The following is a 13,928-nucleotide window of genomic DNA, read 5'->3' on the forward strand; positions in this document are numbered from 1 at the left end:
CGACGCCATGAAGGGAGGGCCGCCGCCATGACCAGCACACCGCGGACGCTCCGATGGGGCCACTCGGCTCTGGAGGTCGAGATCGGCGTCGGCGACGACGGCACCGCCCGCCTCACGCGGATCGGCCTCCCCGGTGGCCCACCCCCCGAGGGGCGCTCCTGGCCCCCACTGCCCCTGGTGGAGGTGACGGCCGCGGGCCACGGCCGCGCCTGGTCGGGCGGTCGCCTCATCGACACGTCCCTCGGCGGCCGACTGCGCTACCGCGCCCACCGAGCGACTCGCGACGGTGACTGGCACGTCCTGACGGTCGAACTCCACGATGCCGGGACCGGGCTCGGGGCCGAGGTGGTCTACCGCTCGCCGGACGCCGTGCCCGTACTGCGCGGCGAGGTGGTCCTGCGCAACGAAGGCGAGGCCGCGCTGCACCTGGAGTCGGTCTCCTCCCTTGTCGTCGGCTGTTTGGCGGACGGTCCGGAAGCCATCGGGGACGCGGACCTGCTGTGGGCGGAGAACGACTGGGTCGCCGAATGCCGCTGGCAGCGCCGGCAGATGCGGGCGACCTCCCCCGTCCTGAACGACCGCGCCGTCGCCTACGACAACGGCAAGGGGGAGTTCACCCGGACCGGGCGGGGCGTGTGGTCCAGCTGTGGCCGGCTGCCCATGGGCGGCCTGGCCGACCGCCGCTCCGGCCGCACCTGGCTGTGGCAGATCGAACACAACGGCGGCGGCTGGCACTGGGAGTGCGGTGAACGCGACGAGCTGGCCTACGTGGCGCTGCTCGGCCCCAACGACACCCACCACGGCTGGCGCCACCCTCTGGAGCCCGGCGACGAGTTCCGCACCGTCCCCGTCGCCCTCGCCTTCAGCGCCGACGGCGGCCCGGACGAGGCGTTCGCCGCGCTCACCCGCTACCGCCGCGCGATCCGCCGCCCGCACCCCGACCACCAGCGCCTCCCCGTCATCTTCAACGACTACATGAACTGCCTGATGGGAGACCCCACCACCGAGAAACTGCTGCCACTGATCGACGCGGCGGCCGAGGCGGGCGCGGAGTACTTCGTGATCGACGCCGGCTGGTACGACGGCGACAACGGCGGCTGGTGGGACAGCGTCGGCGCCTGGGAGCCGGCCGCCTCCCGCTTCCCCGGTGACCGCGGGATCCACGAGGTGCTGGACCGCATCCGGGAGCGCGGTATGGTCCCCGGCCTGTGGCTGGAGCCGGAAGTGATCGGCGTACGCAGCCCCATGGCGAAGTCCCTGCCCGACGAGGCGTTCTTCCGCCGCGACGGCGTCCGCGTCACCGAGACCGGCCGCCACCACCTGGACCTGCGCCACCCCGCTGCCCGTGCCCACCTGGACCAGGTCGTGGACCGCCTGGTCGGCGAGTGGGGCGTCGGCTACCTCAAGCTCGACCACAACATCGATCCCGGCTCCGGCACCAGCGCCCACCCCGGCGAGACCCCGGGCGCCGGTCTGCTCGGCCACAACCGTGCCCAGCTGGACTGGCTCGACGGCGTCCTGGACCGCTATCCGCACCTCGTGGTGGAGAACTGCTCCTCCGGCGGCATGCGCTGGGACTACGCGCTGCTGTCGCGGCTCCAGTTGCAGTCCACGAGCGACCAGCAGAACCTCCGGCTTTACGCTCCCATCGCCGCCTCCGCGCCAACCGCGGTCACCCCCGAGCAGGGCGCCGTCTGGGCCTACCCCCGGCCGGAGGACTCCCCGGACGAGGTGGCCTTCACCATGGCCAACGCCCTCCTCGGCCGCGTTCACCTGTCGGGAATGCTTCCGGACCTCCGACCCGAGGACCGGGCCCTGGTCCACGAGGCCATCGATGTGTACAAGGCCATCCGGACCGACCTGGCGCAGGCCGTCCCCGCGTGGCCGCTCGGTCTGCCGGCCTGGAACGACCCGTGGCTCGCCCTGGCCCTGCGCACCCCCGCCACCACGTACCTCACCGTCTGGCGCCGCCCCGGCGCCGAGGCCACCACCGCCCTCCCCCTGCCTCACCTCCAGGGCTCCGCGGCTCGCGTCGACATCCTCTACCCCACCGCGAGCCAGGCCGCTCCCTCCTGGGACCCCGAGTCCGCCGAGCTCACGCTGACGCTGCCCACGGCTCCGTCCGCCGTGCTGCTCCGCCTCGCCCCCACGGTGCCGGACGCGCCCTGAGCCACCGCGACCGCACGCACCCCGCCGCCGTGGAGACGACGGGCCCCTCCGGTGGCCATCTGCCGCTTCGTCCCCCCATGGGCGGAACCCCCGCCCGGCCAACAGAGAAAGGGCAAAGATGAAGGGAACGCAACAACCCACCGGCCACCGCGGTCGCGGCCCCGGCCGTGTGCTCAGCCTCCTCCTGGCGCTGGTCGCCACCATCGGGCTGACCAGCACCGCGGCCTTCGCCGCAGTGGGCCACAAGGACGCGTCCTCGGCAGAAAAGCCCCGGCTTGCCGCCGGCCCGATGGACACGGTGGCCGCGATGCAGCCGAGCTGGAACCTGGGCAACACCCTGGACGCCATCCCCGACGAGACGTCCTGGGGCAACCCGCCGGTCACCAAGGCCCTGTTCGACACCCTCAGGTCCCAGGGCTTCCGCAGTGTCCGGATCCCCGTGACGTGGACCGACCACCAGTCCTCCACCGCCCCCTACACGATCGACTCGGCCTGGATGAACCGCGTCAAGCAGGTGGTCGACTGGGCCCTGGCCGACGGTCTCCGCGTCGTGATCAACGTCCATCACGACTCGTGGCAGTGGATCGCGAACATGCCCACCGACCACGACAACGTCCTGGCCCGTTTCAAGGCCACCTGGACCCAGATCGCCGCCACGTTCAGGGACTCCCCGCAGACGCTGCTCTTCGAGAGCAACAACGAGCCGCAGTTCAACAACACCACCGACGCCCAGGGCATCCAGTACAACAGCGAACTGAACACCGCGTTCCACACCGTGGTGCGCCAGTCCGGCGGCAACAACGCGACCCGTCTGCTCGTGCTGCCCACCCTGCACACCAACGCCGGCCAGGAATTCCTGGACACCCTGGTCGGCGAGATGAAGTCGCTGAACGACGCCAACCTCGTGGCGACCGTGCACTACTACGGCTGGTACCCGTTCAGCGTGAACGTCGCGGGCGGCACCGAGTTCGACGCCACCGCGCAGAAGGACATGACCGACTCCTTCGCCCGGATCCGCAACACCCTCACCTCCAAGGGAATCCCCGTCTACCTCGGCGAGTACGGCCTGCTGTCGTACCCCGACCACAACCATCCCCCGCGGGTCGAACGGGGCGAGGCGCTGAAGTACTTCGAGCAGTTCGGCTACGAGGCCCGGGCCGCCGGAGTGACCACGGCCCTGTGGGACCCCGGAACCTTCGCCTTCCTGGACCGCACCACGCTGCGGTGGACCGACCCCGCCCTGATCAACCAGATCAAGTCGAGCTGGACCACACGCTCCGGGACCGCGTCCTCGGACCGCGTCTTCCTGGCGAAGTCGGGTCCGATCACGGCCCGGACGCTCACGCTGAGCCCCAACGGCACCGGCTTCCGGGGGCTGTGGCAGGGCGGCACGGCACTCGTCCAGGGCCGGGACTACACCGTCTCCGGAAGCCGGCTCACGCTCACGGCTGCCGCGCTGACCCGGCTGGCGGGCAACCGCGACTACGGCGTCAACGCGACGATCGAGGCCCGGTTCTCCCGGGGCCTCCCCTGGAAGATCCACGTGACCACGTACGACACGCCGGTGCTCTCCCCCGCGACCGGGGGCACCGGCGGACTCACCATCCCCACCCGGTTCCGCGGTGACCAGCTGGCGACCATGGAGGCCAGGTACGCCGACGGCGGCAACGCCGGCCCGGTCGACTGGTCGTCCTACCAGGAGTTCAACGAATCCTTCTCCCCCGACTACCCGGGCAACGCTCTCCTGCTCACTCCCAAGTTCATCAACGCACTGCGTGACAACGCACAGGCGACGCTCACCTTCCATTTCTGGAGCGGAGCCACCGTGACGTACCGCGTGACAAAGTCCGGAACCTCGGTGACCGGCACCGTCGGCTGACGGCCCCTCGCCCCGGGTGCCGACCCGGCACCCGGGGTTCTTTGCCCGGACCCAACGAAAGGACACAGCAGGTGCCCCACCAGCACCAGGCGGACAACACGTTCGTCAATCCCGTGATTCCCGGCTTCCACCCCGACCCCAGCGTCTGCCGGGTCGGCGACGACTATTACCTCGCCTGCTCCAGTTTCGAGTACTTCCCCGGCATCCCCCTCTTCCACAGCCGCGACCTGGTCCACTGGACACAGATCGGCAACGCCCTGGACCGGCCGAGCCAGTTGCGTCTGGCCGCGGACGTGCCGTCCTCCGCGGGGATCTACGCCCCCACCCTGCGCCACCACGACGGACGCTTCTGGCTGATCGTCACCAACGTGAGCGAGGGCGGCGGCAATCTGATCGTCACGGCCACCGACCCTGCCGGCCCCTGGTCGGACCCCGTCCGGGCGCCGGGGGTGCCCGGCATCGATCCCGACCTGGCCTGGGACGAGGAGGGCACCTGCTGGTGCACGGTCGCCGGGGTGTCGCAGATCCGTCTCGACCCGTCCACCGGCGAGACGTACGGCGCACCGCGCAAGCTCTGGTCCGGCGGGCCCGGCGCCAAGGCCCCGGAGGCGCCGCACCTGTACCGGATCGGCGACTACTGGTACCTGCTCATCGCCGAAGGCGGCACCGAGCGCTGCCACGGCGTGTCGATCGCCCGCGGCCGCACGCCCGGCGGGCCGTTCGAGCCGTGCCCCGACAACCCGATCCTCACCCACCGCGGCACCGACCACCCCATCCAGAACACCGGCCACGCCGATCTCGTGCAGGCCCCCGACGGCTCCTGGTGGATGGTGCTGCTCGGCGTCCGGCCGGGCGGCGGCACCCCGGGCTGGCACGTGCTCGGCCGTGAAACGTTTCTGGCGCCCGTGACCTGGGTGGACGGCTGGCCGGTCGTCGGCGGGGTTCCGCTGGAGACGTCCGTGCCCGGCTGGCCGCTCTTCCCCGGCCCCGCCGAGGAGCAACGGGACGACTTCGACGCCGGCGAACTGCGGCCGCAGTGGATCTCCCCTCGGGACCGTCCCGCCGAGCACTACAGCACCGAGGAGCGCCCCGGCTGGCTGACGCTCCGGGCTCGCGGCGGCTCCCTGGACGAGCCGGACGTCGTGTTCGCCGGCCGCCGCCAGCGGCACCTGAGGTGCCGGGCACGCACCCTGGTCGACGCGGCGTCGGGACGTGGTGGCCTCGCCGTCCGCCTCGACGAGCGGCACCACTACGAGATCGAGGCATCCGCCACGGACGTCCGGGTGATCGCGCGCGTCGGCTCGCTGAGCACCGTCGTGGCCTCCCAGACCCTGCCTGCCGGGCCGGAGGTGGTCCTCGCCGTCAGGGTCATCGAACCGCCGGCTCCGCACGACGCGCGCACCGGGCCCGATGTCGTCTCCTTCGGCGTCGAGGGGCCCGACGGCACGTTCACCGCTCTGGCGACGCTCGACGGCCGCTACCTGTCGACCGAAGTGGCCGGCGGCTTCACCGGCCGGGTCATCGGCCTGTACGCCGCCGAAGGCACGGTCCACTTCGACTGGTTCGACTACGAACCGCTCGCCTGAACGGGCTCCGGCCCACTACGCCTCCATGCTGAGGGCGTGGTCCTCTCCGGCGACGAGATCGATCGGCTCCGCGTCGCCGGAAGAAGTTCTGACGTCGATCCGGACGGAGCGAGTCGGCCTGAGGACCGCCGTCGCCCCGTCGGGCCCCCAGGTCAGATCGACCTCGGCGCCGAATCGCGTGCGCACGCCCGTGAGCCGGCCCGCCGGGAGAGCGGGGAGCGGCGCAGGCAGGAGGGCCAGTCGGTGGGGGGTCGACTGGACGAACATCTCGATCAGTACGGCGGGCAGGGTGTGCGCGGCGTCCGCGTTGTAGACCTGGCGGTTCGGGTAGTGGGCGCTCATCAGGGAGGTGTGGAAGAAGTCGCCGTCCAGGACCTGGCCGAGGGCGTGGGCGACGCGTTCGCCGTCGCGGAGCCGGGCGGCGATGAGCGCGTGGTGGAGGTGGCCGTGCGCGGAGTCGTTCTCCGCGCCGCGCAGTTCGAGGGCGCGGTGGGCGGCGGCCGCCAGGTCGGGGGTGTCGTAGGGGGTGATCTCGTCGAGCGGCCAGACGCCGTAGAGGTGGCTGAGGTGACGGTGGTCGTAGGAGTCCACGAGGCCGGGCCAGGCCCATTCGGCGAGGGCGCCGTCCTCGTTGATCCGGTGCGGCGGGAGCCGCTCGGCGAGAGCCCGCCAGCGGTCGGCCGCGGGGGTGCCCGGGTGGTAGGCGGCCGCGGTGAGCAGGGCGTGGCGGGCCGCCGAGAGGTCCATGGCCGCGTTGATCGTGCCCCAGCTCGCGCCCGCGGGGCGGTTCTCGGGTGAGTAGGAGGGGACGACGACGAGGTGGCCGTCGTCGTCGGTGCGGGTGAGGAAGTCCTCGTAGAACACGGCCACGTCGGCGAAGGCGGACGCGGTGCGCGGGTCGCGGGTTCCGTGGGTCTCGTCGTGGTCGACGAGCGGCTTGAGCAGCCAGTCGGCGCCCGCGGTCCACAGGTGCAGGGGGTACTCGTGGCTGAAGTGGTACGAGTGGCCCGACTCGCCGTCGCTGTGGGCGGGGGCGACCACGCCCCGGGCGCCGAAGATCGCGCGGGCGTTGTCGCGCCAGTCGGGGAGCTGGCGGTGGATCAGCGTGGCGTGGGCCTCGGTGACCTCGGGGAGTGCGGCGGCCGGGGCGGAGGCGGTCTGGAGGTTGAGGTTGGCGTCGTTGGTGAACGCCCCCGACCAGGCGGTGTTCCAGTCGCCGGTCCACAGGCCGGTCAGGCGGGGCGGGAAGAGGCCGCTTGCGGACAGCAGGTGGTACCGGCCGGCCGCGAAGAGGCGCTCGAGCAGGGCGGGGTCGCGCGGTCTCTTCAGCAGCTCGGAGCCGGGCAGGGCCCGGCCGGCCGGGTCGGCGGCGAGGTCGAGGGTGACTCGCTCGTAGGCGGTGCGGTGGAGGGCGACATGGCGTGCGAGGAGTTCGTCGTACACCGTCGGCAGGTCGCGCAGGGCCCGGCCTTCCGCCGTCACGTCGAGTTCGCCGGTGTGCCGCCGGACCCGGGTGAGGAGAGTGACGGACCGGGCGCCCTCGATGTGCGTGTGGGGCGGGGCGAGGGTCGTCGTCCCGCCGGTGACCACGACCAGGGTGACGCCGGTGAAGGCGCGGTCGCTGTCGGGGTAGCGGGCGCGCAGGCTCAGCAGGGCGCCCTCGGGGATGACGACGGCTCCGTGGCCGACGGCCAGGTGGTCGGGGGCGCCGGGGAGGCGGTGGTCCAAGGAGATGTCGAGGGTCAGGACGGGCGCCGTGATGTGCTGGACGATCACGTCGTCGGCGCGGGAGACGAAGACCCGGCTTCTCCAGCCGGCGCAGGTCGTCCGCACGACGCCCGTCGTGAAGTCGACGTCGCGACGGTAGTCGTGGCAGCCCGCGGCGCGGCGGGCCAGGCGGACCTGGAAGGCGGGGTGGAAGGGCCGTACCCACTGCAGCGGACGGCCGTCGGTGAAACCCTCCGCGGCGGTGCGGTCGCCCGCCAGGAGGCGGTCCTGCAGTGCGGGCAGTTCGGCGGCGAGCCGGGGCGGCCGGCGGTGTTCGCCGTCGCCGCCCGGCCGGACCAGGGTGTGATGTGTGACGACGATCCGCTCGGCGTCCGGTTCGCCGAACACAAGGGCGCCGTGATGGCCGTTGCCGCTCAGGAAACCGTCCTCCCAGCGAGCGGCTGGGTGCGGCTCCCAGGTGCCGTGGACGGGCCCGTGGATGGCGGTCACGGCCGGAGCACCGCAGCGCCGTGGCGGCCGAGGGTCACCCGGTCGGTGACGGCCTCCCCCGTCAGCAGGTCGTGGTGGGTCCCGGGCACCTCCACGGTCACCTGCTCGCGGCCGTGGTTGAGCACGAACAGCGTCTCGCCCCGACGGACGGCCTCGACCTGCTCGGGGAGGCCGTCGAGCACCGGCCGGACGCCCGCGCCGGAGGCGATCCGGGCCAGCAGGTCGCGCAGCGCCTCAGGTTCCGGAAGGGTGGAGAGGTACCAGGCCCGGCCCTTGCGCAGGACGGCGGGCAGTCCGTCCAGTTCGCCGCCTTGGTACGCCATGCTCTCCTCGGCGGTGCCGTCGGCCTCCAGTTCCTCGGACCACAGGGACGCCCGGAAGCCCTCGCAGGCGACGGTCTCCCCGGCGTCCAGCGGCCACCACTCGTGCAGGGTGCGGATGCCGAACAGCTCGCGCAGCCGGGCGTCCATGCCGCCGGGGCGGACCCGGTCGTCCTGGTCTGCGACGCCGGTCTGGAAGCCGCACACGAGGGTGCCGCCGCCGCGGACGTGGGCGAGGAGGTTGTCGATCGCCGCGTCGGTGAGCGCGTACAGCTGGGGCACGACGACCACCGGGTACGGTGTCAGGTCGTGCTCGGGGTGGGCGAAGTCGGTGGCGAGGTTGGCCCGCCAGAGGGCTCGGTGCCAGGCGCGCAGGACGTCCGGGTAGTCCACCTGGGTCGACAGGCGGCCGTCGTGGGCGCCGGCCCACCAGGAGTGCCAGTCGTGCAGGACGGCGATGTCGGCGGTGACGTGCCGGCCGGAGACGTCCGGGGCGATCCGCGCGAGGTCCGCGCCGAGCCGCTTGACCTCCTGGTAGGTCCTGCCCTCCTCCCCGGCATGGCTGACCATGCCGGAGTGGAACTTCTCCGCGCCCTGCCGGGACTGCCGCCACTGGAAGTAGCAGACGGCGTCGGCGCCCCGGGCCACGGCCTGGAGGGACCAGAGCCGGTTGAGGCCGCGTGGCTTGGGGTGATTCACACCCCGCCAGTTGACGGGCCCGGCCGCCTGTTCCATGAGCATCCACGGCCCGCGCGCCTGGGAGCGGGTCAGGTCCTGCACGAGGGCGCCGGACTGGGCCCCCAGCGGGTCGCGCGGGTCGGGGTAGATGTCGACGGAGACGACGTCCTCCTCCTCGGCCCAGCGCCAGGCGTCCTGGCCGAACCACAGCGGCATGAAGTTGCTGGTGACCGGCAGGTGCGGGGTGTGGCGGCGGACGATGTCGCGCTCGGCGACGTAGCACTCCAGGAGCATGTCGGAGGTGAAGCGCCTGAAGTCCAGCATCTGACCGGGGTTGCGCATGTAGTGCGGCAGGCGCGGCGGCAGGATGCCGTCCCAGGTGTCGTAGCCCTGGCTCCAGAAGGCGGTGCCCCATGCCTCGTTGAGGGCGTCGAGCGAGCCGTACTTCTCGCGCAGCCAGCGGCGGAAGGCGGCCGCAGCCTGGTCCCCGTAGTCGAAGGTGCAGTACTCGTTGTTGATGTGCCACATGGTGAGGGCCGGGTGGCCGCCGTAGCGGGCGGCGAGGTCCTCGGTGATGGCGGCGGCGTAGCGCCGGTAGCTGGCGCTGGAGTGGGAGAAGTGCTGCCGGCCGCCCCACCACTCGGTGCGGCCGTCCTCGGTGACGGGCAGGGTGTCCGGGTGCAGCCGGCCCATCCAGGGCGGGGGCGAGGCGGTGGGAGTGGCGAGGACGACGCCGATGCCGTGGTCGTGCATCAGGTCCATCAGCGTGTCCAGCTTGCCGAACTCCCGGGCGCCGGGTTCCGGTTCCAGCGTCGACCAGGAGAAGACGCCGAGGGTGACCGAGTTGACCCCGGCCGCCTTCATCAGCCGGACGTCCTCGTGCCAGGTCTCCTCGGGCCACTGTTCGGGGTTGTAGTCGCCACCGAAGAGCAGGCGGCCCCGTGTCGCGTCATTCAGATCGGGCATCGGACGGGCTCCCCGTGCTGCGAACCGGCACCAGCGGAAGCCCGCTGAGGCAAAGCGTGCTCATGACATACCTCGGTCTTGACGAAGGGGAAGGGGGTCAAGGGGGTCTCAGCCCTTGATGGCTCCGGTGAGCATGCCCTTCTTGAAGTGCCGCTGGACGAAGGGGGAGGCGACCGCGACGGGGATCAGGGCGAGGACCATGACGGCCATCTGCAGTCCCAGGGCGGAGAGCTGCCCGGTGTGGACCGCCTGCTGGAGGCCGGTCGGCGCCTGGGTGTTCTTCTGGACCAACTGGATGAGCACGTTCTGCAGCGGCATCATCTCCTGGTCGGTGAGGTAGATGGAGGCGTTGAACCAGGCGCTCCAGTAGCCGACCGCGTAGAACAGGGAGATGACGGCCAGCACCGCGCGCGACAGCGGCACGATGATGGTCAGCAGGATGCGCAGATCGCCGGCGCCGTCGATGCGGGCGGACTCGGTGAGCTCCGGGGAGATCCCCATGAAGAAGGCCCGCAGGACGAGGATGTTGAAGACACTGACCGCGCTCGGGAGGACCAGCGACAGATAGGTGTCGGTGAGGCCCAGCGACTGCACCAGGAGGTACGTCGGGATGAGCCCGGCTCCGAAGAACATGGTCGCCATCATGGTCATCAGGAAGAACCGGTGACCCAGACTGCCCGGCCGGGACAGCCCGTAGGCCGCGAGCACCGAGACCATCATGGAGAACAGCGTGCCGAAGAGCGTGACACCGACCGAGACCATGATGGCGCGGCTGACCTGGCCGCCGCTGAGCAGTTCGGTGTAGTTGACGAAGGTGATGCCCTGGGGGATCACCACGAGTCCGCCGACCCGGTCGATCACGGGTTTGGGAGAGAGGCTGGTGACGATCACGATCCACAGCGGACCGAGCACCCCCAGGCAGCAGAGCAGGAGGAAGCCGCCCTTGGCGGTGAGTCCGACCTTGCTCGGCGGCTCCTCCCATGCGGGGCGAGGGGGAGCCTTCAGGCTGCGGATGAGCTGCGTGTTGAGGCTCACTTCTTGTACACCCCCTGCTCGCCGAGCAGGTGCGCGACCTTGTTCGCGCCCAGGACGAGACACACTCCGATGACTCCCTTGACGAGGCCGACCGCGGCCGCATAGCTGAAGTCGCCGTTCTGGATACCCACGTTCCACACGTAGGTGTCGAGGACCTCGCTGGCCCCCGCGCCGACCGCGTACCGCTGGAGCAGGAACTGCTCGAATCCCACGCTCAGCGCGTCGCCCACCCGCAGGACCAGCAGCAGGGCGATCACCGGGCGCAGCGCGGGCAGGGTGACGTGCCACATGCGTCGCCAGCGCCCCGCGCCGTCCATGGCGGCGGCCTCGTACAGGTCGGTGCTGACGGCGGACAGGGCCGCGAGGAAGACGATGATCCCCCAGCCGGCGTCCTTCCACACGGTCTGCCCGATGACCAGGTACTTGAAGAGGTCCGCGTCGGTCATCAGGTCGAAGCCGCCCCACCCGTGCTTCTCCAGGGTCTGCGCGATGATGCCCGCGCCACCGAGGACCTGCTGGAACACGGTGACCACGAGGACCCACGAGAAGAAGTGCGGCAGATACATGATCGCCTGCGCCACGGCCCGCACCCGGGGCCGGATCACGCTGTTGATGACCAGCGCGAGGACGATGGGGACCGGGAAGAACAGCACCAGTTGGAGCACGAACAGGACGACGGTGTTCTTCGCGGCGCTCCAGAACAACGGGTCGTCGAACATCCGCGAGAACTGCTCCACGCCCACCCAGGGGCTGTGGAAGATCGCCGTGATGCCGTTGCTGGAGACGTACGGGTCGTACTCCTGGAAAGCGACGATGTTGCCGAGCAGGGGGAGGTAGTTGAAGAGGAACAGCAGGGCGATGACGGGCAAGGTCATCAGGATGAGCGCGCGGTCGCGGCGCAGCCGCGTCCGCCAGGGGACCTTGCCCGCCTTGCCGGCCTTGCCCGCCTTGCTCGTCCTGCGTGGCACCCGGATCTTCGCCGCCGCGGTGGCGACCGCGGCCGCCGGCTCCTCGACGGCCGCGGGGGGACGGGTCCCGTCCGGTCGGCTCCCGGCCGTGAGCGACATCAGTTGCCGCTGCCGTTCTTGTCGAGAAGCTTCTTGTACCAGTCGCGCAGCTTGTCGCCACCGGAGGACTTCCAGGTGGAGATGGCCTGCTGCACATCGGACAGCTTCTTGTGGCCGCGCACGAAGTCGATCTCCATCTGCTCGAACTGGCTGGAGAGGGTCGCGTAGCGGGCCGGTTCGACGATGTTCATGCCGTAGGTGGACGTCTTCTTCACGAAGGCGCCCTGCCGCTGCTGCCACTCGACCTGCTTGCGGGCGACCTCGGGAAGGTCGGGGTGGGCCAGGTAGGGAGCCGGGGCGGCCAGCATCGGCCAGGCGTTGACCACCTCCTGGTTGCCCTTGTCGGTCTTGACCGGGACGCCGTTCTCGACCGTGTAGTGGGTGCCCTCGACGCCGTAGTCGACGAACATCCGCTCCTTGGTGCCGTAGGGCGCTGCCGCGAAGTTGGCGGCGGCCAGCGCGTTCTCGATCGTCTCCTTCGAAGCGCCCTTGCGGATCATCGACCAGATGGTGGCGGGCGGGCCGGCGTACAGCGTGGGCTTGCCGCCGTCGGCGCCGAAGTAGTCCATGCCCTCCATGTCGAAGTCCGGATTGGACTTCGCCTGTTCGGCGGTCTTGCCGTACCAGGCGGAGGTGTCGCTGTTGAAGACCAGGATCTGCCCGGCGGTGAACCGCTGGCCGGCGTCGCCCGTGATGGCCTTGTCGTCGGGATGGACCACGCCCGCGTCGAACAGCTTGCGGACCCACTCCAGGTGTTCGAGGTACTCGGGGTGCTCGATGCGGTACGTCAGCTTGCCGTCGTCCCCGATGTTCCAGCCGAGCGGTCCGGCGGGGAGGAGACCGAAGATGGCTGCCGCCGCCCACCTCATGTCGCCACAGGCCCATACCTTGGCCTTGGCGCTGGTGGCCTCCTTGGCCCAGCTCAGGAACTCGTCGGGCGACTTGGGAACGGTGTAGCCCTTCTTGTCGAAGAGGTCCTTGCGGTAATAGGGCACGATCATGTTCGCGGGAGCGGCGGGCATCGGGATGCCGCGCAGCGCGCCACCGAAGATGGACATGCGCCAGGAGTCGGAGGGGATCGCGGCCAGGTTCGGGTACTTCTTGACCTTGTCGCCCGCCAGGTAGGGGCCGAGGTCCATGAACTTCGCGGTGACCGCGCTCGAGATCTTGCCGACCAGTTCCCAGCTGGGCACGACCACCATGTCGGGTATCGAGCTGGAGGCGAGGACGGCGCCGAGCTTCTCGCCGTAGGTGATGCCGTCCTGGTTCTGCCAGGTGATCTTGGTGCCCGCCGCAGCGTCGAGCGCCGTGTAGTAGACGCACCCCGGCTTCGGCGGGGAGCCCCAGAACGGGGACATGATCTTGAAGGGGGCGCCGGTGCCGAGCTTGTCCGGGACCGAGGTGACCAGCTTCGCGAGGTCGATCTTGCCGGTGTAGCCGGCCGACGAACCGTTCTTCGACGGAAGGTCCGGCTTGGCAGCGGTCTTGCTGGCGACGTACGTCGGGATCAGCTTGTCCGCTGCCTTACCCGACGTGGCACCCTCTCGCGAACCGCTGTCCGAACCGCCGCAGGCGGTGAGCAGCGGTATCCCCCCGGCCACCGCTGCGGTGGCGACCGCCGTGGAAGCGAGGAAGCTTCTCCGGCTGGGTCCTGAGGAGATGGAGGCGGCATTCGGCGTCATTGCGTCAACCCTTCATGGCGCACCTGGACACTCGGCGGTGGGCCGTCGGCTGTAGTGTCCTTGGTGGAGTCGGCTGAGCTGAAGCAGTCCTCCGACCACTACCGAGAGACACCCCATCCACACGTGGGCGGCCTCGCAGTCGAAGCGCTTCGAAGTTGCTGCGAGGTTAAGTGAAGGCGTGAGGGCACACAAGGGTCGATTCCAAGATTCCTCCGAGGTGCGAGGACCCGAACGCGCTCATATCTCACCTGAATAACGGTCAGGAGTCGAAGATGTTGCGCCGGGGTGTCTTGACACCCACCCCCGGGTCGACTGAGCATCGAAGCGCT

The 13,928-nt window shown here is 70.7% G+C and carries 8 protein-coding genes; 3 read left to right on the forward strand and 5 right to left on the reverse strand.

Annotated elements, in window-relative coordinates:
* The first annotated feature begins 27 nt into the window (after nt 1–27).
* The 3 genes from ABFY07_RS07280 to ABFY07_RS07290 all read left to right on the forward strand — a co-directional run bounded on the left by ABFY07_RS07280 (nt 28) and on the right by ABFY07_RS07290 (nt 5,634).
* Nucleotides 28–2,169 carry an alpha-galactosidase gene (locus ABFY07_RS07280; RefSeq protein WP_346173638.1) on the forward strand — a complete coding sequence of 714 codons (2,142 nt, stop codon included), beginning with the start codon at nt 28–30 and terminating at the stop codon, nt 2,167–2,169.
* 118 nt (nt 2,170–2,287) lie between these two features.
* Entirely contained in the window at nt 2,288–4,048 is a 1,761-nt protein-coding gene (locus ABFY07_RS07285) for a cellulase family glycosylhydrolase (protein WP_346173639.1), read from the forward strand.
* Between the two features lie 71 nt (nt 4,049–4,119).
* Nucleotides 4,120–5,634, forward strand: coding sequence for a glycoside hydrolase family 43 protein (locus tag ABFY07_RS07290; RefSeq protein ID WP_346173640.1), 1,515 nt, complete (start codon nt 4,120–4,122; stop codon nt 5,632–5,634).
* 15 nt (nt 5,635–5,649) lie between these two features.
* On the opposite strand, the gene ABFY07_RS07295 is transcribed toward ABFY07_RS07290, so the two are convergent.
* The 5 genes from ABFY07_RS07295 to ABFY07_RS07315 all read right to left on the reverse strand — a co-directional run bounded on the left by ABFY07_RS07295 (nt 5,650) and on the right by ABFY07_RS07315 (nt 13,599).
* Nucleotides 5,650–7,851 (reverse strand): glycosyl hydrolase family 95 catalytic domain-containing protein, encoded by a 2,202-nt coding sequence (locus ABFY07_RS07295; RefSeq protein ID WP_346173641.1) that lies wholly within the window; start codon nt 7,849–7,851, stop codon nt 5,650–5,652.
* Nucleotides 7,848–9,815, reverse strand: a complete 1,968-nt coding sequence (locus ABFY07_RS07300; protein ID WP_346173642.1) for a beta-galactosidase — start codon at nt 9,813–9,815, stop codon at nt 7,848–7,850. The genes ABFY07_RS07295 and ABFY07_RS07300 overlap by 4 nt, the downstream gene beginning before the upstream one ends.
* Before the next feature lie 108 nt (nt 9,816–9,923).
* Nucleotides 9,924–10,850 carry a carbohydrate ABC transporter permease gene (locus tag ABFY07_RS07305; protein WP_346173643.1) on the reverse strand — a complete coding sequence of 309 codons (927 nt, stop codon included), beginning with the start codon at nt 10,848–10,850 and terminating at the stop codon, nt 9,924–9,926.
* Entirely contained in the window at nt 10,847–11,917 is a 1,071-nt protein-coding gene (locus ABFY07_RS07310; RefSeq protein WP_346173644.1) for an ABC transporter permease, read from the reverse strand. The genes ABFY07_RS07305 and ABFY07_RS07310 overlap by 4 nt, the downstream gene beginning before the upstream one ends.
* Nucleotides 11,917–13,599 (reverse strand): type 2 periplasmic-binding domain-containing protein, encoded by a 1,683-nt coding sequence (locus ABFY07_RS07315; protein WP_346173645.1) that lies wholly within the window; start codon nt 13,597–13,599, stop codon nt 11,917–11,919. The genes ABFY07_RS07310 and ABFY07_RS07315 overlap by 1 nt, the downstream gene beginning before the upstream one ends.
* Nucleotides 13,600–13,928 lie beyond the last annotated feature (329 nt).

It is taken from the genome of Streptomyces sparsogenes subsp. cuspidosporus, assembly GCF_039532705.1.
Taxonomy (GTDB): Bacteria; Actinomycetota; Actinomycetes; order Streptomycetales; family Streptomycetaceae; genus Streptomyces; species Streptomyces sparsogenes.

What these genes read in the sequence shown, in the direction of transcription:
- ABFY07_RS07310 (WP_346173644.1), bottom strand. Translation starts at nt 11,917, where the DNA reads ATGTCGCTCACGGCCGGGAGCCGACCGGACGGGACCCGTCCCCCCGCG.
- ABFY07_RS07315 (WP_346173645.1), bottom strand. Translation starts at nt 13,599, where the DNA reads ATGACGCCGAATGCCGCCTCCATCTCCTCAGGACCCAGCCGGAGAAGC.
- ABFY07_RS07285 (WP_346173639.1), top strand. Translation starts at nt 2,288, where the DNA reads ATGAAGGGAACGCAACAACCCACCGGCCACCGCGGTCGCGGCCCCGGC.
- ABFY07_RS07300 (WP_346173642.1), bottom strand. Translation starts at nt 9,815, where the DNA reads ATGCCCGATCTGAATGACGCGACACGGGGCCGCCTGCTCTTCGGTGGC.
- ABFY07_RS07280 (WP_346173638.1), top strand. Translation starts at nt 28, where the DNA reads ATGACCAGCACACCGCGGACGCTCCGATGGGGCCACTCGGCTCTGGAG.